Genomic DNA, 22126 nt, shown 5'->3' on the forward strand with positions numbered 1-22126 from the left:
GATGGCTAACCAAGAAGCAAAAGTACATCTAACCTGAGCAGGGAGGTTTAGAACGTGCCAAAAGACCGCAGAGAAGAGCGAACCGGGTTTCAGGAATCGGCTCCATATCATCCCGACTATGATCTTCAGACTGACTTTGTGATGGTCTACGGAATTGATGAAACGATGCCGGAGCGCATTCAGAAATGGAAGGAAAAAGGATATATCGTCCATTTGATGACAGGAGTCGCATGGGGGACATACAACAACTACCTGGACGGAGAGGTTGACGGCTTATCACATTGGGATGAAGCGCAGACCGATCGTCATGGTGAGATGATCCTGCATGGGAAACGACCGGTTATTCCATACATGGTGCCAACGATTTCCTTTGGCCGATATCTAGCGGATCGAATACGCATTGCGGTTGATGCGGGTGTAGAGGCCATCCATCTGGAGGAGCCCGAATTCTGGGTGAATGGCGGATATTCGGAAGCGTTTAAGCGGGAATGGCTTCTATATTACAAAGAGCCATGGACTCCGCCACACGCTTCACCTGACGCACAATACCGAGCTTCTAAATTGAAAGCGCATTTATACACACGCGTGCTGGACCGGTTATGTGCAGAGATGAAGGAATACGCGCTAACTCGTTACGGCCGAGTCCTTCGCTTTTACGTTCCGACCCATAGTTTGATCAATTATACGCAGTGGCGAATTGTCAGCCCGCAATCCGGCCTCGTTGAGCTTCCATCCATTGACGGGTACATTGCACAGATCTGGACGGGGACATCAAGGACGCCGAACGTGTATGAAGGGCAACGCAAGGAACGGACGTTTGAAACCGCTTACCTCGAATATGGCGTGATGCAGGAGCTGGTTCGCGGAACCGACAGACGCATGTGGTTTTTGCATGATCCGATCGAGGATAACCCGAACCACACTTGGGCGGATTACAAACAGAACTACTTAAAGACCGTTGTCGCCTCACTGCTGCATCCCGGAGTTGCCCATTACGAAGTTTCACCCTGGCCGCGAAGAGTCTTTCAAGGAACTTATCCATCCGAAGATGGCTCCGGTAAGGAGTCCATCCCGTCTGACTATGCAACGACGCTGCTCCAGGTCATGCACACGCTGGGAAACATGGACCAGGAAGTGATCGAATCGGCAGAAGATGACTTGCAAGTTGGCGTTCTGATTGCCGACTCCGCGATGTTTCAGCGGATGAAGCCGGAACCACAAGCGCCCGATGCCGGTAAATACGACGGTACGGACCCTGAAGGATTTCAGGCGGAAGGGGATACAGAGCTTCTTGATTTCTCCCCTTTTTACGGTCTGTCGCTCCCGCTGCTGAAGCATGGATTACCGGTTCGTCCGCTTCAGCTGGATAATGTAAGGCGGTATCCGGGTTATTTGGATCCTTACCGCGTGCTGGTTCTAAGCTATGAATTCATCAAACCGGAGTATCCGGACATTCATAATGCTCTTGCCCAGTGGGTGCAGGATGGCGGGGCGTTGATTTATGTTGGCGATGATAGCGACCCGTATCATGGCATTCGTTCATGGTGGAACAATGACCACAAGGATAACCTGTTTGGCCCGAAGTATAACTCGCCGCGGGAGCATCTGTTTGAGCAGCTTGGTCTGATGGAGAAAGCGGACGGTATCCATCAGGCAGGAAAAGGCGTCGTGTGCTGGTTAGATCAACATCCAACTGACCTCACTCTATCCAAAGCAGGGGCAGACCAGCTGCGGCACGCCGTTCAAGCCACGCTGGAAGCACTTCACGGCGCAGAACGACTGTTGAATTCCAAACATTATTTCAAGCTCAAGCGGGGCCCTTATCTGATCGCTTCGGTTCTGGAGGAATCGATTACCGATGAGCCGTTGAACATCTCAGGCCCGATCGTGAACTTGTTCGATTCGAAGCTATCCGTTCTGGATCAGGTTACGTTAAGTCCAGGGCAACAAGCGCTGCTCTATGATGTTGAGGCTGGACGTCCTTCGGACGGCAAGGTATCTGTCATTGCTGCTTCCTCCCGAATCGAGGAGCTTGCCCAGACGGAATCAGGCTTCCGATTCATTGCTAGAGGGCCGTCCAATCTGCAGGCAAGCGCGAGATTGTATTGCCCAATAGAACCGATATCTGTCCAGTACGTTATTCAGGATCAAGTCGTAACTGCTGGGTGGGTATGGGATCCGCAGTCGCTAACCGTGCTGCTGCAGTATGAACATGGGGGCGCGAACCATGCAGAGATCCAGGTGGATTGGAAGCCAGCGAAATTCATACCTGAACCTGCAGCCGATTGATGCAATTGAGAGGAGCAAATCATCATGCCATACGAACCGATAAGGCCGGAACGATTAAAACAAATGTTAAACCATCTTCGGGGAGCGATATATGAGCCGGTTGCCGAGTTGGAAGTGACGGCATGGGTTACGCCCGAGCCCGTATCGTTCATGGATCGAATGAAGGGCACGCAAATGACGCTTGTCCATGGCAAGCGATGGGGGAGCCTGTGGGACTGTGCCTGGTTTCGATTTACCGGCAGCCTTCCGGAAAATAGACGTAAGGAAGACCTCGTTCTCTTACTCGACATCAACGGCGAGTTGTGTCTGGTAGATCCGGAAGGGTCTCCGGTCCAGGGATTGACTACCGTGAACTCGGAATTCGATTTCTCATTAGGACTCCCTGGCAAACGTGTTGTCCGGCTTCATGACATGTACCTGAGCGGATCTGATATTGAAGTATGGGCAGATGCAGGCAATAACGATCTCTTCGGCAAATATCGGGGCGGAACCTTGAAAGAGGCTGTCATCGCGAACTGCCGGGAAGATATTCGAGGCCTTTATTACGATGTCGAAGTGCTCTTGGAAGCTGCCGAGCAGCTCCATGCTGGAACCGCGCGCAAAGAAAGAATCTATCAGGCGCTCTATGACGTTTCATTGCAGCTTACGGATTTCTCGCCGGAACTGGTGAATCAAGTGAAGAAGCAATTGGATAAACAATTAAGCTTGCAGGGGGGCGATCCGGTCTTAACGATCAGCGCGGTGGGTCATGCGCATATCGATTTGGCTTGGTTGTGGCCGATCCGCGAAACGATCCGGAAAGGCGCCAGAACGTTCTCTACCGCGCTTCGCATGATGGAACGCTATCCGGAGTATGTATTCGGCGCAAGCCAGCCCCAGCTATACGACTGGATGAAGTTGCATTATCCCGCGTTATATGAACAGATCAAGGAGCGGGTACGTGAGGGCAGATGGGAACCGCAAGGTGCCATGTGGGTGGAGTCGGATACCAATGTGCCGGGCGGTGAATCCCTGGTACGCCAGATCCTGTACGGTAAGCGATATTTTCAGCAGGAATTCGGCTTGGAGATGAAATCGCTCTGGATGCCGGACGTATTCGGTTACTCCGCAAGCCTGCCACAGCTGCTCAAGAAGTCGGGCGTGGATTATATGATGACCCAGAAGCTTTCCTGGAGCGAGTATAACCGGCACCCTCACCATTCCTTTCTGTGGGAAGGGATTGATGGCTCCGCTGTATTAACGCATATGCCGCCTGAAGATACATACAACAGCCCGGCAGCCCCTCGTTCCATCGCCAAAGCGGAGCGGGAATATTTAGATAAAAATGTATCCAGCCATGCCCTGATGCTCTTCGGCATTGGAGACGGCGGTGGGGGTCCTGGTGAAGAGCATTTGGAGCGGCTTGCACGCGCGAAGAACCTGCTCGGTCTGTCCCCTGTCATACAGGAGCCCTCGTGGAAGTTCTTTGAGCGATTGAATGAGGAACGCGAGTCATTCCAGACATGGCGCGGTGAGCTTTATCTGGAAAAGCATCAAGGCACCTTGACCAGCCAGGCGCGAAGCAAGCGGTACAACCGGAAGATGGAGAAAGCGTTGCGTGAGTTGGAGTTTGCTTCCGTGCTGGCTGCCCAGTTAGGCAGGACATACCCGTCCGAGACGCTGGAGACGATCTGGAAAGAAGTCCTGCTGTATCAGTTCCACGACATTCTTCCGGGATCTTCAATAAAGCGGGTATACGATGAGTCGTTAGTGCGGTATGAAGAGCTGCTATCACAAACGGAAGCGATGATTGCCGATACCTATCGCTATTTGGCAGGACACATTTCACACGATGCCGAAGCTTCTCCCGGGACGGTCGTTTTCAATTCGCTGCCTTGGGAACGCCGGGAGTGGCTGCACGCGAATGGACAATGGCATAACGTGTTGGTTCCATCGATGGGCTACGTCATCATATCAGATGTCGCCGATCCTGGAACCAAAGATGAAGTGGCATCTGGCATTGAAATGCTTCTAGAAAAACCGGAAGCGGAATTAGACATTACAGTTTCGGAACGAACCCTGGAGAACGATAAATTGATCGTGAAATTTGATCAAAACGGAGGCATTCTATCGATCTTGGATAAGGCGGTAGCTCGTGAAGTCATTCAGCAAGGCCAATCGGGTAACGATCTTCGTGTGTATCATGACGAAGGAGATGCATGGGATTTCCGTCATGACTATTCAGCGAATCCGGGCAAGCCGTTAAATCTCCTTCATATTCAGGAGCTGCGGGACGGACCGCGAAACGGGCTGGTTTTCGAATACGCTTACGGTGAATCTACGCTGACGCAGACCGTTGTACTGACGGAGGGAAGCCGGCGCATCGATTTCGAGACGGCCGTCGATTGGAGAGAGAATGGCAAGATGCTAAGAACCTCGTTCCCGGTCAATATACGCACGGATCAGGTTCAATGCGAGATTCAGTTCGGCAGCTTGAGCAGGCCGACTCACCGCAATACGATGTGGGATTTTGCGAAGGACGAGATTTGTGCTCATCAATGGGTTGACTTATCGGAGCCGGATTATGGTGTCGCGCTGCTCAATGATTGCAAATATGGCCATCGGGCGATCCATAACGTGCTGGATCTGCATTTGCTCCGCAGCAGCTCTTATCCGGATCCGGATGCGGACCGAGCGGCGCACCGATTCACATATTCGTTATATCCGCATCAAGGGAACCATGTGCAAGCCGAAATCTATCGACGAGGCAATGAGCTGAATATCCCGCTTCGTACGGTGTCCTTTCCTTCCATGCCTAATCAAGAGACAGGAGAGCTACCGTCATCTCAAGCATTTCTGAGACCGGATCATGCGAACATTATGGTGGAATCCGTCAAGAAAGCCGAGGATGGCGACGACATCATGGTTCGTCTGTACGAAACTTCGGGAACACATGCGGGCACGACACTCCATTTCGGATTTGAGGTGGTCGAAGCCTGGACTACGGATCTGATGGAAAACATCCTTACCGCACTGCCGATTGACATAACATCCAACACAATTGCGCTTTCCTTCACGCCGTTTGAAATCATCACACTGCGTTTGAGATTCCGTTAATGTAACCGGGGCGGTCAATCCGCCCCACTGAAAGGAGAGGTGGGAATGTGAGCAAGTCACGATTAACAAACAACCGATTCATGAAACGAATCTGGCAGCACAAGCTCTTTTACTTGTTCATGCTGCCAGGCATCGTCTGGTTTTTTCTGTTCTCTTACGTGCCCTTATACGGAATTCAAGTTGCTTTCAGGGACTATACCTTCGTTGGCGGATTTACCGGGAGTCCGTGGGCAGGATTTAAGTATTTTGAACAATTCTTCAATTACTATCAGTCTGGTGACATCATTCGCAACACAGTCATCATCAGTCTCATGAAGCTGCTGATCGGATTTCCGATGCCGATCGTTCTTGCGCTCCTGTTAAATGAAGTGCGGAAGATGAAATTCAAGAAGACGATTCAGACTCTTTCTTATTTACCCTATTTCGTATCCTGGATTGTGGTTGTCACGCTCATGCAGCGTTTACTGACTCCATATGGCGGTCCGGTCAATGACTTGCTGGGGTCATTTGGGGCTGAATCGATTCAGTTCCTGAACAATCCTACCTGGTTCTATCAGATGATTGTCGGGTCTGACATCTGGAAGAATATCGGCTGGAATTCGATTATCTTCATGGCCGCCATTGCGGGTATCGATCAGCAGCTTTACGAAGCTGCCAAGATAGATGGCGCAGGACGTTTCAAGCAGATGTGGCATGTGACACTTCCAGGTATCCGCAATGTCGCCATCATCTTATTTATTCTCGCCGTAGGGAATCTGATGAGCGCCGGGTATGAACAGCTGCTTCTCCTGAATGGACCTGCAACTGCCAGCATGGGCAGCGTACTGGACGTGCATGCCATCAATTCAGGTATCCGGGAAGGTCGTCTCAGTTACGCCGCTGCGGTCGGGCTATTCCAAAGCATCATCGGGCTCATCCTGGTTCTGACCGTTAATCGCATCGCCCGCAAAGTCAGTGATGTATCCCTGTTCTAAGGAGGTGACGTTATGAAACGTAAATGGTCTTTATTCTCGGTGTTCAATTATACCGTTCTCGCTATCATCGGATTTTCCATGATCTATCCGTTTATTTACATTTTGGCGTATTCCCTTAACGACGGAAAGGATTCGATGATGGGGGCGATTTATTTTTTGCCCCGTAAATTCACGCTGGAGAACTACGCGCAGGTATTCGATAATGCCCGCATCTGGAAGGCGTACCAAATTACGCTCATGCGCACCGTGCTGGGGACATTCCTTCATGTTGTGCTGAGTACGCTCATGGCCTATGCACTTTCCAAAAAGACATTGCCGGGCCGCTCTTTTTTCACCTTTTACATCTTTTTGCCGACGATTTTCAGTGCCGGGTTCATTCCGTTCTTCATCACGCTGCAAAAACTGCATCTGATCAACAGCTTTTGGGTGTATGTTCTGCCGATGCTTTTCAATTTCATGCACATCGTCATTATCCGAACCTTTCTGCAAGGCATACCCGAAGAACTGGAAGAGTCTGCTCGCATTGACGGGTATGGCGATTTTCAAATCTTCGTGCGGATTATACTGCCGCTTTCGGGACCGGTGCTTGCCACCATCTCCCTGTTCATCGGGGTGGCCCATTGGAATGATTGGTTCTCAGGTGCTTACTACGTATCCAACAAAGACTTGATCCCGGTGCAGACCCTCTTGCAAGAAATGCTGACGGAAGCTGAGGCACTGTCCAATTCGATGCAGCGAGCCGCGCAGCAGGGCGGGCAGACGATTGGCGGAACCAGCGGCGCCGGCGCAACTCCGGAATCACTCCGGATGGCCTTGCTTGTCATTACGGTCTTTCCGATCTTGTGCATTTATCCGTTCTTACAACGATATTTCGTAAAGGGGGTTATGATCGGTTCGGTTAAAGGTTAGGTCATCCTGACCCGGAATTTGTCTAAAGCTTTACCAAGATCATTGATATCCATATTCCAGGAGGCGATAGGTTTGAAGAGGATTTGGTCGAAAGGCGTATCCGCATTGCTCGTGTCCATCATGGTTGGAGGTTTGCTGATCAGCTGCACGAATTCATCAGGGAACGGAGATAACGGAGAAGGGGCAGAAGGAGAGAATTCATACAAACTCAAAATACTACACAATTGGAATGGTTCAAACGGTTCCGATGCCATAACGCCCGTAGAGGAAGTCATCAAGGAGAAAACCGGCGTTACTCTCGAATGGGAATATACGAAAGGCAGTGAGACGGAGAAGGTAAACCAGATCTTCGCCACGCAGGATTTGCCGGATATTTATACAGGGCCAGCCTGGGGCGGAGAATTGGATGGCATCATTAAGGCTGCCAAAGAGGGACAATTGGTGGATATATCGGACAAGCTGAAGGATTACCCGAACTTGTCCAAATCCATCGCGGAAGAAAATGTGCCGCCAGCATTATATGAGAAAGCGATTGATGCTTACGACGGCAATAAATATTTGCTGCTGCAAAATCAGCCGGCCACAAACGAAGACGGCATGGATTGGCTTTATGGCTTCTACGTGCGCAAAGACATCGCCGAGAAAGTTGGCGTTGATCCGCAATCCGTTGTGACGAAGGACGATTTCTACAACTTCCTCAAAAAAATCAAGGATGCCAACCTACAGGAGAACGGCCAGCCGGTCTTTCCGCTAGGCGGTTTCAGTAACGGCTGGGCCGTTGGCATCGGCAACACCATGTTCTACTCGGGAGCAAGCTATGTAGACAAGGGCGATGGCACGGTTGAGCGTGACTTTTTTACTAAAGGCTATGAAGAATACACCCTGTTCTATCGGAAGCTGGTTGAAGAAGGGCTGCTGGACCCGGAAGCCTTTACCCAGACAGACCCGATCGCCAAGGAAAAAATCAACCAAGGCCGCATCGCCATCCTCGCCGCACACTATCCGGCCATTCTGGATGCCTCCAAGGAGTATGCCACTTCGCATCCTGGAAGCGAGTACATTCCTCTAGGCCCATTGGAGCGCGCTGACGTCGAGCCGGACAGGCCGGTTGATCTCGGAATCCAAGGCAACAACGTGACGGCGATCACGAAGAACTGTAAAGGCGCTTGCGTTGACGCAGCGCTGAAGTTTCTTGATTTCATGGCCTCGGACGAAGGCTTCATGCTGGCTAGATATGGAGTTCAGGGCGTTCACTGGGACATGAAAGATGGCAAGCCGGTTGCCAACCAGGAATGGTTTGACAAATTCAGCACAGACACCAACATGAAGCTGCGCAAGAACGAAGGCATCAGCATCGGTCTGGAATCACTAACGGGTCTTGATCGCATCAATTCGGTAGCTGGGGGAGACATTTGGGCCGAACAGGAACGGCTTGACGCCATGGAGAATGCCCGCAAAATCCTCCGACCGAACGGCATTCACGTGATTACCGCCTATAACCCGGGCGATGTTATCACGAAGGCGCCGGAATGGGAAATGCTGAAGCCATCGATGGATCGAATGGGGGATGCCTGGAAGGAAGCGGTATTCGCCAAATCGGATGAAGCGGCGATGAGCATCATTAACGAACTACGAGAACAGCTCCGCAAGACCGGATATGAGAAAGCGATGCAGTTCACGAACGAAAATCTGAAGGGGAAAGACGTGGTAACCGTTCAGATGCCGAACTGATGACTTCCATCATCAAGGGAGCCCTGTAATACGAAAGGTTTCGCAGCCCCTTGGCAACCAAGGGGGCGGAGCCTTTTGTGCTCTCCTTGCCTTAGTTTCTAAAGTTTCCAAACCGCAAGGAGATGGAAGGGATTATCAAGAATTAACAAAACATGAAGGAGTTGAAGTTAAATGACAACAAAATTCAGACCTCCATCCGTTCCGCTGGTGACCGTAGATCCTTATTTCAGCGTATGGTCGGCTGCGGATCATCTCTACGATGATCATACCCGTCATTGGACGAACAAGATCCAAGGCATGGTCGGCCTTGCGATCATCGATGGCATGCCTAGACGATTTATGGGGAAGGCAGCAACAGCGGATTCAACAGACCGTCCCGAGCTCGAAATTCTTCAACAAACCGATCTGACAGTTGAACCGGTAACCACCCGTTATACGTTTCAAGGGGAAGGCATTGAGCTTCAGGTTAAGTTCACCACGCCTTTATTACTGGATGATCTTGATCTGTTATCCCGGCCTGTAACCTATGTGACTGTTCAGGTTCGTTCGATGGATGGACGTGAACATGATGTAAAGATCTACTTCGATGTCACAGGCGAGTGGTGCGTGCATACACCGGATCAGCAAGTGACCTGGGAGCATCGCGTAATCGATGGACAATTGAATATGATGTCGATGGGTACTGTCGAACAGCCCATCCTGCAGCGTGCCGGAGATGATACTCGAATCGATTGGGGGTATATGGTTCTGGCGGTTCCCCGTACGGAACGGATTCAGACGGTGATTCATTCTGTAACGAGCCGGGAGTCGTATGTCGGATCCGGTCTGTTACCGTCCGAAGACGATCCGCAGAAGCCGAGGGCCGTATCCGATCATACTCCTGTTATGGCAGTCGAAATCGATCTAGGCCAGGTACGAGAAGAATGGGTATCCGAGTATCTGATGCTTTCGTATGACGATATTCATGCCATCGAATATTTTAACCAGCCGCTGGATGCTTACTGGAAGCGAAACGGATTGACGTTCCACGACATGCTGTTACAGTCCGCCGCCCAATATGAAGACATCATGCAGTTATGCGAGAGCTTCAATCGCGAGCTGATGGCGGAGAGCCTTGCCGCAGGCGGCGAACAATACCGGGATATCTTGGCATTGACGTATCGACAGGCGATAGCCGCGCATAAATTAGTTGCAGATGAAGCGGGGCATGTGTTGTTTTTTTCCAAGGAGAATTTCAGTAACGGATGCATCGCTACGGTCGATGTCAGTTACCCGTCGATTCCGCTGTTCTTAAGATACAATCCTGAACTGGTCAAGGGTATGATGCGCCCGATTTATAAGTATGCCAAGAGTCCTGATTGGCCGTTCGATTTTGCGCCTCATGACGTGGGAACGTACCCTAAAGCTAACGGTCAGGTGTATGGCGAGAATAAGCTGGAATACCAGATGCCGATTGAGGAATGCGGGAATATGCTCTTGATGGCTGCCGCGGTGTGCAAGTATGAAGGGAATACGGATTTTGCCCGGGAACACTGGGAGCCTCTTACCGCATGGGCGGGGTATTTACTGCAGCATGGACTCGATCCGGAAAATCAGTTGTGCACGGATGATTTCGCCGGACATTTGGCGCATAATGCGAATTTGTCTATTAAAGCGATCCTGGGCATTGCCGCGTATTCGTACATGTGTGACCAGCTGGGCTTGCAGGAAGGAGCCTCTTATCTTGCAGCCGCACGAAATATGGCGAATGAGTGGATGTCCATGGCCGATGCAGGAGACCATTATAAACTTACGTTTGACAGTGCCAACAATTCCTGGAGCATGAAATACAATCTGGTATGGGATCGTCTGCTGGAATTAAACCTGTTTCCAAAAGAAGTTGCAGCTCAAGAGCTGGAATATTATAAGCGGAAACAAAATCGTTACGGTCTTCCGCTGGATAGCCGTGATACGTATACAAAAGCGGATTGGCTCGTATGGTGTGCCTCCATGAGTGCTACCCAATCCCAGTTTGAAGCCATGATTGCGCCCTTATGGGATTTCATGAATGAAACCGCTGCTCGCGTTCCGGTGACCGATTGGTATGACACGATGAGCGGCAAGCAGATGAATTTCCAGAATCGCTCCGTTGTCGGTGGGTTTTTCATCCAATTGCTGATGTCCCGGTCTGGATTAAATTCGTGATAAGACAGGTGATGCCTTGTGAATAATATTAATGTTCAGGAAGAAGTCGTCCATAAAGAATTAACACAGCTGAAGCAACAATTCGAGAATCCAGATGCCACGTATCGCCCGCAGCCGTTCTGGTTCCTGAATCATGAGCTCACGAAGCCGGAGCTGGAAAGCCAGATACAATCGATGTATGAAGCGGGTGTCGGCGGTGTTGTTTTGCATGCGCGTCATGGGATGCAGACCACTTATCTGTCGCCGGCATTTATGGAAGCGTTGGAGTTCTGTACCCTGGAGTGCGAGAAGCGCAACATGGTCGTCTGGCTGTACGATGAGGACAATTGGCCAAGCGGAACGTTGGGCGGCAAGCTGACCCGTCAGCATCCGGAATATCGCATGCGATACTTAAGGGTCGAAGAGAAAAGATATACGCACGACGGACAGCAGGAAGGCTTGAAGCTGGACTTTGCACGCTATGATCATAATGAGCTTATAGCCATTCTGGCTTATCGCGCTGTGGAGCAGGACGGGGAATGGCTGCTCTGTGATGATCCCGAGGATCTGACGCATGCATGGGGAGGAGATTGGACGCCGACAACGGAGGATTCTTATATCGTGCTGGCCTGCTGGTCCTGTGAGATCGCGGAAGGCATCACGTTTGCCCAAGGGTACTACTTGGATACGTTGAATCCGGAAGCCGTTGAGGCTTTCATCCGAATGTCCTATGATCCGTTTCAGTCCTTGCAGAAATACTTTGGCGCAACGATTCAAGGTGTTTTCACCGACGAACCCGGGCTAATGATCCACGATGGTTTCTTCGGGGTGGAAGCGATCCGCACGACCGTTCACGATGTGGACGCTACCCTGCCGGGCATGGTCTTCGCTTGGACAGAAGGGATGGCGGAGCGATATCAGCAAGAGAATGGGTATGATCTCATCCCGCGGTTAGGCGCCTTGTTATATAACATGGTTGATGGCAGCCGGTCAACGAAACAGCAATATTATGATACGATTACGCGCTGGTATGTTGAGGGCTATCATCATGCGATTCGTACATGGTGTGAGCGGCATGGACTGCTGTACATCGGTCATACGCTCGAAGAGCCGGTCTGGGGACAGGCGAGATCGCAAGGCAATCAGACCCGGGTACTGCAGCAGTTTCACTACGCAGGCGTGGATTATTTAACGCCTGGCATCGGTACGAAGGAGAATCCGCATCGGATTGTGTCCGTGAAGACGGCAGCTTCTGTCGCGCAGTTGAACAGCAAGGCACGGGTGATCTGCGAATCGTTTGGCGCAAGCGGTCACGGCTACTCCATGCGTCAACGGCGACTCGATGCGAATTTCATGGCATTTCTGGGCGTTAATCTGTTCATCCCGCATGCGTTTTATTACTCGTTTACCGGGTATCGGAAGACCGATTTCCCGCCGACGGAATTCAAACACGCGCCTCATTGGCCGCATTATCGTGCTTTTGCTGATTATCTCGGACGACTGAGTCTGCTCGGCGCGAGCGGTAAACGTACACCGGAGGTTCTTCTGCTGTCGCCCATCCATACGGTATACGAAAATATGTTCGTATCCGGTCAATCGAATAAACATCCGGCTTCCGATGTTCTGTTCTCGCTCCTGTCGGATCATATGCTTCGGAGATCCATTGATTACGACTATGTAGACGAATGTCAGCTTCGCGAAGCCACCCTTATTGATGGGGAAGGGGTGCGATTTAACCAGGGCGGGAACATATATTCGGTTTTGGTTATGCCTGAGATTGAGGTCATGTCGAAGGACATTGCCGCACTTCTTGTTGCCTATGTTAAGCAAGGGGGTACTCTCGTTGCTGTAGGAGCGATACCGCGACATAGCGAGTGCTTGCATCATGATCCGGAATTGGCGAAGCATGTGCATGCGCTGTTTGGTTCGACTCCGCAGCACGGGGCATTACGCCCCGTTGGCAAAGGGTATAGTCTGTTTTATTCCCTAGAGAATACGCCTCTTGATGATCCATTGGACTCGTTGTGTGAACGTATAAGCGGGTTATTAAGGAACCCCCCTGTTTTACGATGGAAGTTGATCGAAGGACAACATGAGGATTTGATCAGTGTAGAACGTGTGTCCGGAGATCGGGTATATGTGTGGCTGATGAACTGGTCAGAGAAGCCCGTTTCCATGAAGCTTGATGCAAGTGGGGCGAAGTACCGAATCGAAGAATGGGACTTGGAATGCGGGAACATACGCCGGTTAGCCAGCAATTCCGTTCTTATCTATGCACCAGGAGAGCTGCGAGTTCTCTCGGTTGTACCCGAGGAGTGCCCAATCGGCACAACGGAACAAGTGTTCGATATGACACGGGATTCCACGGATGTCATCGTTCTTGAAGAGCTGTGGCGTTTCCGGACACTTGAACCCAACGTTTGTTTACTGGACCAATGGCAGGTCACGCTGAATGACCGAAAGTCTAGGATGAATGCAACGATGCCTGGGCAAGTGAATACGTATCGTACAACGTTTACCTTGACCCAGGAATTGATGGAACGATTGCAATCTCCGAGTTATCGAGTTCATTCAGATCCATCGCATGACGACGAATCCCGTAAGATGTTGTTAATTCTGGACGATGTGGAGCAGAAAATTCCATCCCATATCGGCTTCCTGCAGCGCAGGCGCAATCTTGAAATCTTCGTGAATGGCGTAAGGCTGAATGCGCTGCAGCCCTCTAACTGGCAGGATCAACACTATAGTAGCGTGGATATCACACCTCATTTGTTAGCAGGCGAGAACGAACTTGAGATTTTGACGGTTTCATTGCTGGAGCCGATGCCGGCGATTTCATTCCCTGCATTTTTGATTGGACCCTTTGTTATAGAAGATCGAGAAGATCGGATGAAGCTAAACGTGAGTTCGGAACATATGTTTGGTTATTGGTCTTCTGCCGGCTATCCTTATTATGCGGGAGCGGGAGAATACTCGCAGCAAGTGGATCTGACCCAAGTTACCTTGGCTCCAGATGAGGAATTATGGCTGGAAGCAGAAGATATCAGGGAGACGGCTTGTTTATTCATGAATGATATGCAGGCAGGAATCCGATTGTGGCCGCCTTATCACTGGAACATCACGCCATATGTTGAGCAGGGGAATAATCACATTACCATCCGTGCCGCCAATACGCTGGAGAATTTATATGGTAAGTCTGCTTTACCTTCAGGGGTGAATGGAAGGGTAAAGTTGGTTCATCGAACTTTATCAAAAAGAATGTAATATTATACGATACCTACGAAAATGACTACAGCCGAGTTCAGGTCGTAGTCATTCTTTTAATATAGTTTACATAATATATAATATGTAATCTATATTTGCGGAATTTGTGTATTCCGAGTTTCAAAGGTGGAATTTTTTCATAGGGACATACAGGATCAGAAGCTCCATTCTTACAAACTCATCGATTTACGATAACATTCTCTTAATCCTGAAGACTTACACTTAAGAAGTTTTACGAACGATAACAACTCGGAGGTGCCATGAAATGCAGCTAAAGAAGAAAACCATCATGGTTTTGGCGCTCAGCTTGTCCATTCTTTCGCAAGGCATGATCGTTCATGCCAAGGAAGATGGCGCTAGGTTTAAGCCGGAAGGAAACGGCAAATGGATGACAGGAGAGTATCACGCGCATACGTATCAATCCGATGATGCCAGTCAATCCTTACAGGAATTGCTGGATAACGGTTTCCAAAAGTATGGTCTGGATTGGATCGCGGTCTCCGACCATCTTAGAGTTTCTAAACGGGACGATGAGGGAAATCCCCTTACCGGCGGATCTATTCCGTTCTCCAAAGGAATGGCTCAGTATCAGATTCCCAAAATCCAGCAGCTTCAGAAAGCAGGGAAATACAAGAACAACATTATCTTCTCAGGTTTTGAGTGGGACATGCCTACATATGAACATGTGGGAATTGGCATTATAGCAGGCAAATTCGGTTCAGAATCGAGCCTGAAGGCAGCTCGTCAGTTCGAGTATCTGTTCACCGATCGCGATGAAGCGATGTTCGATCCCAAAGATGTCGCGGATTGGAACAAACAAGACAGCCGGGCCTATACTACACCCGAAGATGCCAGAACAGCGCTGGCTTGGCTCCAGGATAAGTACGGAAACAGCAGTTATGCATTGCTTAATCATCCTTCTAGAAAAACGGTGTACACAATAGCGGATATACGGGATTTCAATAATATTGCGCCGAATGTTGTATTTGGAATGGAAGGCATGCCCGGGAATCAGATGGAACCGGATCGCGGTGGACTTAACTTAACCACACCGGAGAACAGAACCTACGGCGGTGCTGATTTCATGATTGCCAAGGTTGGCGGCGTATGGGATGCGCTGCTTGGCGAAGGACGCGAATTTTGGAACTTTGCGAACTCGGATTCTCATTTTGAGATTAGTGAAAACCGTTTATACTCCAGCGGGTATTGGCCGGGACAATATGCCAAAAACTACACTTGGGTGAATGGAAAAGATATGCAAAGCGTATTGGACGGGATGCGTTCGGGTAAATCGTTCTCCGTCTACGGCGATTTGATTAACGCGCTGGATTATCGCGTTCGTCACGGGAACAAGCAGGCCGAGATGGGGAGTAACTTGCAAGTGAAAAAAGGGAGCCCGATCGAAATTACGATCCGATTCAAAAGCCCAAATAAAAACAACAACGGTGATTCTGTAACCGTAGATCATGTCGATTTGATCTCAGGTGACGTAACGGATAAAGCGCAACCAGGTACGGTGGCTTACAGCAAAAGCACCAACGATTCGACCAAAGTGGTGAAACGGTTTACGAGCAAGGATTGGAAAACCGATCGGGATGGTTACAGCGTCATTACTTATCGAACGAAAGCGACGAAGGATCAATATTTCCGATTAAGAGGGACTAATCTTGGCGTAAATGTTGCCGGAGAAACCAGTAATGGCGATCCGCTCATTGATCCAAAAACGGACATCGAAGACAACGAAAAGCGTTTTGAGGAAATAAACAAGCGGAATTATAGTGACCTGTGGTTTTATTCTAATCCGATCTTTGTCAGCGTTGACGACAAGCCAGTTAAAGACTCTAACAAACAGGGGAAGCATCAGTAGGATGCGGCTCGCGCTCTATTCAAAAGACTGCCGATTATTCGGCAGTCTTTTTGTTTTTTTCACACGTAGTATAATGATGCATGCATGTCATATAGCTGATCACATGGATTGTATTTTGCTGCATATCCTATCATTTTATTGTACAAATTGAACGAAGGGTATAGTCTGTTAAGGAGAGGAGAGATGATATGTTTACGATCGGTGAAATATCCAAGCTGTTTCAGATCGATATCCGCACCCTCCGGTATTACGATGATATTGATTTATTTAAACCGGCATCCGTCGATCATCTGACAAATTACCGTTATTATTCGGTCGATCAATTCGAGCAGTTGAACACCATTCTGTACCTCAAGGCGCTTGGCATCCCTTTAAAAGACATTAAGCTTTTTCTGGATGATCGGGAGATTGAACATATACTAACCCTGCTCAAGGAGCAGCAGCGCAGAACGGAGGAGAAAATTGAGGAATATCAAAGAATCCAGGCGAAGATCAAAAGTCGAATTGATCAGATCGAAGATGCCTCAAATAAGGAAGAACTCTATAAAATTCGGGAAGTGGAGCTTCCCGAGAGAGTGATGGTTTTGCTGAAACAGAAAATACATAAAAGCGACAATCTGGATATGCCGATCCGTTTATTGGAGAATAGCACGAAGATGAAGTCCACCATTTTTCTGGGTAAAGTAGGATTATCGATCTCGATCGATCGTTTAATACAACGCAAATTTGATGAATACGACTCCATTTTTGTTATTGTGGAGCAGGAGAGTGAGCATAGCAGCTCCGAAGTCGAAGAGAAGATCTGGCGGAAAGGTACCTATACTTCGATTCGGTTTGCCGGGACACACGAAGATGCAGCGCCTTATTACAGAAAGCTCCTGGATTATATCGAGGAAAAAGGTTACACCCTGATCGAAGATGCGTTAGAGATTACGTACATTGACTATGGGCTTACCGGTGATCCTTCTCAATTCGTAACCGAAATTCAAATGCTTGCTAAATAAACGATTGACCCTCCAGCTGCTGGAGGGTTTATTCTTTGTATCAAAACATATTAGTAGGAGAGAACGACTGTGATAGGAACCATTGTAAACGTAACAACCATTGTTGTAGGCAGCACGATTGGAAATGTATTTAAAAAGGGGATGAGCGAAACCTATCAGGACATCCTGATGCAGGCGATGGGTTTGGCCGTCATGGCACTTGGTGTGCATTCGATCATGAAGTATATGCCGGAGAGCCATTATCCCGTCTTATTCATCGTAAGTCTTGCCATAGGCGGGCTGATCGGGGAGAAGCTGAATCTGGAGCAGGGATTTAAAAAGGCGGTGTCGAGGTTTACCAAGGGAAATTTGGCTGAAGGACTAACTACGGCAATTCTGTTGTTCTGTATTGGAACACTTTCTATTATCGGACCGATCGAGAGTGCTTTGAACAATAATCATACCTATCTGTTCACCAATGCCATCCTGGATGGCGTGACGTCGATCGTACTGGCTTCAACCTTTGGCATTGGGATCGTTCTATCAGCCGTGGCCACATTTTGTTGGCAAGGGTTATTGTACGTTATGGCCGGTGCAGCCTCTAGCTTTATCACGACGGAGCTGTTAACTGAAATATCCATTATTGGCGCCATTTTAATTTTTGCTTCAGGCTTAAACATTTTGGGCATTCGGAACTTCAAAACCATGAATCTTACGCCAGCGCTGTTGGTCCCAGTTGTATTCATTACGGTTAAAAATCTGCTCGGTTTTTAACATGAAGCAGGGATTCATACTTATCTCGATTTCAAGGATAACCCGCCTACGGAAGGCGGGTTTTTTGCTGTTATTCTATACCTTGCACGTTGAATAATCCATTGTTTACCTTGGTGCATAAGTTTTGTGACAATTTCAATAATATAGGAGACCGACAGCATCAAGGAATTGGACTAGGTGGATAGAGAGAAGGAGGCTTCATCATTATGAATATAGCTGAACATAAACTGCTAGTCGCAGCGCTAGGCGGCGTTAATGAAATTGGAAAAAACATGTACTTCATTCAGTACGATCAAGATATCGTGGTCATTGATTGCGGCTCCAAATTTCCTGACGAAAACCTGCCCGGCATCGATTTGATTGTTCCTGACTTCACCTATTTGCTGGACCATGCGGATAAAGTCAGAGCTCTTATCGTCACCCATGGACATGAGGACCATATCGGAGGGATACCTTATTTACTGAAGCAGCTCCCGATCCCTGTGTATGGGACGAAGCTCACGATTGAGCTCATTAAAATCAAGCTGAAAGAGCATCGCATTCTGCGTGAATCCGAGCTTCACACGATCGATGCGAATTCTACCATTCAAGCGGGTGCCATCCACGCCTCTTTTTTTTCGACCAGCCACAGCATCCCGGACTGCGTGGGCATCGTTTTTCAGACCCCGGAAGGCAATGTTGTCCACACGGGGGACTTTAAATTTGACATGTCTCCTGTGAAGGGGCCTTATCCGGATCTGCATCGAATGGCTGATATCGGCAAGCAGGGGGTTAAGGTGTTATTGTCCGAAAGCACAAACGCCGAGAGACCGGGATTTACGCCTTCGGAACGTCTGGTTGGCGGACATATCCTGGAAGCATTCGCGCAGGCCAAACAGCAGGTATTCATCTCTACGTTTGCTTCCAACGTGAACCGCGTTCAGCAGATCATCGATGCCGCCGCGGAAACAGGGCGAAAACTGATTCTGCTCGGCCGCAGCATGGTCAATGTCGTTACCGTTTCCAAGGAGCATGGCTATTTAAACATCCCCGATGACTTACTGATTGATGCAGGCGACAGCGAGCGGTATCCACCGGACAAAATCGCCGTGTTATGCACGGGGAGTCAAGGCGAGCCTATGGCAGCATTATCACGATTAGCTAACTCCAAGCATTCCCATATCGAGATTTTGCCTGGCGATACCGTCATCATTGCTGCAGGAGCCATACCGGGAAATGAACGGAACCTTGCTCATGTGATCGATAATTTGTATGTGTTGGGTGCCCAGGTTATCTATGGGTCCGGTTCAGCTTCAGGGATGCACGTATCCGGACATGGCAGCCAAGAAGAATTGAAATTAATGCTCACCTTGATGAAACCGGACTATTTGATTCCGGTTCATGGTGAATTCCGAATGCTGTATCAGCATCGGCAGCTGGCGGATTCCGTGGGGATCCCCAATGAAAATGTATTCATTATTCAGAATGGTGATACGATACAAATCCAGCAGGGTATGGCATCCTTGGGGCCAAAAATCCCTTCAGGCAACAGCCTGGTGGACGGATTGATGATCGGAAACGTAGGCAATATCGTTTTGCGGGACCGCAGGCAGCTGTCCTCCGACGGGATGCTCATTATCGTAACCACGCTCAGCAAAACGGAGAAGCAGATGGTGGCCAAACCCGAGCTCATATCCAGAGGTTTCATCTTCGTGAAAGATTCGGAGGAATTCATGAATCAAATCCACGATATCGTTACGTCTTCCATGAAGGATTTAACGGAAACCGGGTCCACCCAATGGAATCTGATCAAGCAGACCTTGAAAGATCATGTCGGCAAATTCATATACAGCGAGACAAAGAGAAGGCCGATGATTCTGCCCATCATTATCGAAGTATAAGCCTTTCAAAATACAAAAAAAGCACAGCCTAAAATAGGTTGTGCTTTTTTCGGTACAGTTTCAAAACGGTCCTGGATCTTCGAAGCAAGGTTCGATCTAGGCATACACCCGGATGCGGGCAGCTGCATACACTGCCGATAAGCAATCGCAGAAGATGTTGTTCTTCCATTCACGTCTGTGAAAAAAAGAATAACACATAATCCGGATTCGTCCACATAACCATTTACAGAATGGACATGAACGTCTTGTCCGATTACCGGAATGGGTCCGGTTATTAACGAAAGGAGGAGGATCGGTTTGTCATCCACCCCAGAAGGGAAATGGACTGCGGAGCATGGGAAATGGGCCAAACGAAAGTTCAGATTTACGCGTAATGACTGGATGGGTTATCTATTCAGCGCCCCTCTGATTATCGGTGTCATCGTATTCGCCATCTATCCCATGTTCGCCGCACTGTTTATGAGTTTTCATCAGACATCCGGGCTCAATTTATCCGGCGCTTGGGTGGGCCTGAGCAACTACCGTTACGCATTAGAAGATTCCTTATTTTGGCAAGCGCTTACAAATACGTTTGTCATGGGGATTTGGTCTGTACTGCTTGGAATTGCACTGTCGTTTATTCTGGCGAGCCTGATTAATAATCTGAAATGGCATCTGGGACGCAATTTTTTCAAAGCGGTATATTTTCTGCCCAATGTCGTGTCCGGCGTTGCTACAAGCCTGTTGTTCTCCTTCTTGTTTTTTCCGTCCAAGGAAGGGCTGATCAACTTTGTAATTGGTTTGTTTGGTATCGATCCTGTCGGCTGGTTCACGAACCCTGAAGTCGCGCGTTACAGTATTGTGCTCATGAGCTTGTGGGGTGCGCTTGGGTACAACACGATTATTTTTCTGGCTGGTTTGCAAAGCGTCCCTCGGGATCTCTATGAAGCTGCAGAGGTGGATGGGGCTGGCACCTACCGGAAATGGTGGTACATTACAATCCCATACTTGCGTCCGATCTTTGTGTTCATGCTCATCATGGGTACCATCGGCGGAATGAAACGGTTTACGGATGTATGGTTAATCGGCGGAACCGCAGGTAATCCTGGGGGAAGCTTGATGACCGTAGTGCTGTATATTTACCGAAATGCGTTTCTCTCTTCGCAGATGGGGCTGGCTACGGCTGTATCCTATCTGTTATTCGTCATCATACTCATCCTAACCGTGTTCCTCATGCTGCTCAACCGCCGCAAAGACAGTTTGGACTAATGCCATTATCCATTTTTCGGGTCCGTAGGGGAACCTTATTCCAGAAGACAGGAGGGTAACTATGAGCAGTTCAGCCTTGCCCAAGGAGCCTGTGCGCCGTAAACGAATCACACTTCAACAGCTGATACTAACGCTGGTTCTGTTGGTAGGTTCATTCATCATGATTGTGCCATTCTTATGGATGCTGGTAACGAGCTTCGATTGGGCTGCACGATTAAATATTTCATTCCCGCCGAAAATATGGCCGGAAGAGCCTTCGATCCGAACATATGAAGCCGCTTTCACCAACATTAATATGTTTCGATACATCGGCAACTCCACGCTTGTAAGTGCAGGGGTCATTATCATCAGCTCATTGTCCGCACTATTATCCGGTTATGCCTTATCCAAGCTCCGCTTCAAAGGAGCAAACTTCGTCTTGCTGCTAGCGCTAAGCACGATGATGATTCCGTTCGAAATGACGATGATTCCGCAGTATCTTTTGTTCAGTAAACTCGGACTGGTCGACAACTATTTGGCTTTTTATTTGCCGGCCATGAACTATGCGTTCGGTACTTTTTTAGCCAAAGCCTTCTTTGATCAATTACCCAGCAGTTTAAGGGAAGCTGCCGTTCTGGATGGCGCCAAGGAAATCACCGTATTCAGCCGGGTATATCTGCCGCTGTGTACGCCCATTATCGCCACCATGGTCATTCTGCTGTTCTTAGGCGTATGGAATGATATGCTGTGGCCGCTGCTGATCTTAAAATCGGCTGCCAAGTACACGATCCAGATTGGATTGGCCATGTTTACGTATAACAACGGAATCAATCAGCAGCCATCGATCATTATGGCAGCAACGACTACGAGCCTCATTCCGGTTATCGTCGTTTATATGTTCCTGCAGCGTTATATCATCGAGAGCATTGCGCTATCCGGTATCAAGCAGTAATTCAGAATGGAAGCTAA

Annotated in this window: 13 protein-coding genes; all 13 read left to right on the forward strand. The window is 49.0% G+C overall.

The genetic code is table 11. The annotated features are described in order from the left end of the window. The first annotated feature begins 54 nt into the window (after positions 1-54). Positions 55-2289, forward strand: a complete 2235-nt coding sequence (locus ACOZB4_RS01555; RefSeq protein WP_379405350.1) for a hypothetical protein — start codon at positions 55-57, stop codon at positions 2287-2289. 24 nt (positions 2290-2313) lie between these two features. Then, the gene (locus tag ACOZB4_RS01560; protein ID WP_379405352.1) at positions 2314-5385 is read left to right on the forward strand and encodes an alpha-mannosidase; all 3072 of its coding nucleotides are present in this window, start codon (positions 2314-2316) and stop codon (positions 5383-5385) included. Positions 5386-5432: 47 nt separating this feature from the next. Beyond that, a complete protein-coding gene (locus tag ACOZB4_RS01565; protein ID WP_098744568.1) occupies positions 5433-6359 on the forward strand; it encodes an ABC transporter permease in 927 nt (308 codons plus the stop codon). A gap of 12 nt (positions 6360-6371) precedes the next feature. Then, a complete protein-coding gene (locus ACOZB4_RS01570) occupies positions 6372-7268 on the forward strand; it encodes a carbohydrate ABC transporter permease (protein WP_098744571.1) in 897 nt (298 codons plus the stop codon). Between the two features lie 72 nt (positions 7269-7340). Then, a complete protein-coding gene (locus ACOZB4_RS01575; protein WP_379405355.1) occupies positions 7341-8999 on the forward strand; it encodes an extracellular solute-binding protein in 1659 nt (552 codons plus the stop codon). A 171-nt stretch (positions 9000-9170) separates the two neighbouring features. Beyond that, positions 9171-11183: a glutaminase family protein gene (locus ACOZB4_RS01580; protein ID WP_379405357.1), complete on the forward strand. Its 2013-nt coding sequence runs from the start codon at positions 9171-9173 to the stop codon at positions 11181-11183. A gap of 18 nt (positions 11184-11201) precedes the next feature. After that, positions 11202-14426 carry a glycosyl hydrolase gene (locus ACOZB4_RS01585; protein WP_379405359.1) on the forward strand — a complete coding sequence of 1075 codons (3225 nt, stop codon included), beginning with the start codon at positions 11202-11204 and terminating at the stop codon, positions 14424-14426. A gap of 265 nt (positions 14427-14691) precedes the next feature. After that, a complete protein-coding gene (locus ACOZB4_RS01590) occupies positions 14692-16293 on the forward strand; it encodes an S-layer protein (protein WP_379405361.1) in 1602 nt (533 codons plus the stop codon). Positions 16294-16481: 188 nt separating this feature from the next. Then, positions 16482-17297: a MerR family transcriptional regulator gene (locus tag ACOZB4_RS01595; RefSeq protein WP_339273290.1), complete on the forward strand. Its 816-nt coding sequence runs from the start codon at positions 16482-16484 to the stop codon at positions 17295-17297. Positions 17298-17366: 69 nt separating this feature from the next. After that, entirely contained in the window at positions 17367-18050 is a 684-nt protein-coding gene (locus ACOZB4_RS01600; protein ID WP_379405364.1) for a DUF554 domain-containing protein, read from the forward strand. A gap of 206 nt (positions 18051-18256) precedes the next feature. Beyond that, positions 18257-19930 carry a ribonuclease J gene (locus tag ACOZB4_RS01605; protein WP_379405366.1) on the forward strand — a complete coding sequence of 558 codons (1674 nt, stop codon included), beginning with the start codon at positions 18257-18259 and terminating at the stop codon, positions 19928-19930. A gap of 297 nt (positions 19931-20227) precedes the next feature. After that, a complete protein-coding gene (locus ACOZB4_RS01610; protein ID WP_379405368.1) occupies positions 20228-21178 on the forward strand; it encodes a carbohydrate ABC transporter permease in 951 nt (316 codons plus the stop codon). A gap of 61 nt (positions 21179-21239) precedes the next feature. Continuing rightward, positions 21240-22109 carry a carbohydrate ABC transporter permease gene (locus ACOZB4_RS01615; protein WP_071220686.1) on the forward strand — a complete coding sequence of 290 codons (870 nt, stop codon included), beginning with the start codon at positions 21240-21242 and terminating at the stop codon, positions 22107-22109. The last annotated feature ends 17 nt before the right edge of the window (positions 22110-22126 follow it).

This window comes from Paenibacillus sp. NPDC058898 (assembly GCF_049316025.1).
Taxonomy (GTDB): domain Bacteria; phylum Bacillota; class Bacilli; order Paenibacillales; family Paenibacillaceae; genus Paenibacillus_AQ.

Coding starts and splice junctions, on each gene's coding strand:
- ACOZB4_RS01560 (WP_379405352.1), top strand. CDS start 2,314: ATGCCATACGAACCGATAAGGCCGGAACGATTAAAACAAATGTTAAAC.
- ACOZB4_RS01570 (WP_098744571.1), top strand. CDS start 6,372: ATGAAACGTAAATGGTCTTTATTCTCGGTGTTCAATTATACCGTTCTC.
- ACOZB4_RS01580 (WP_379405357.1), top strand. CDS start 9,171: ATGACAACAAAATTCAGACCTCCATCCGTTCCGCTGGTGACCGTAGAT.
- ACOZB4_RS01590 (WP_379405361.1), top strand. CDS start 14,692: ATGCAGCTAAAGAAGAAAACCATCATGGTTTTGGCGCTCAGCTTGTCC.
- ACOZB4_RS01595 (WP_339273290.1), top strand. CDS start 16,482: ATGTTTACGATCGGTGAAATATCCAAGCTGTTTCAGATCGATATCCGC.
- ACOZB4_RS01605 (WP_379405366.1), top strand. CDS start 18,257: ATGAATATAGCTGAACATAAACTGCTAGTCGCAGCGCTAGGCGGCGTT.
- ACOZB4_RS01615 (WP_071220686.1), top strand. CDS start 21,240: ATGAGCAGTTCAGCCTTGCCCAAGGAGCCTGTGCGCCGTAAACGAATC.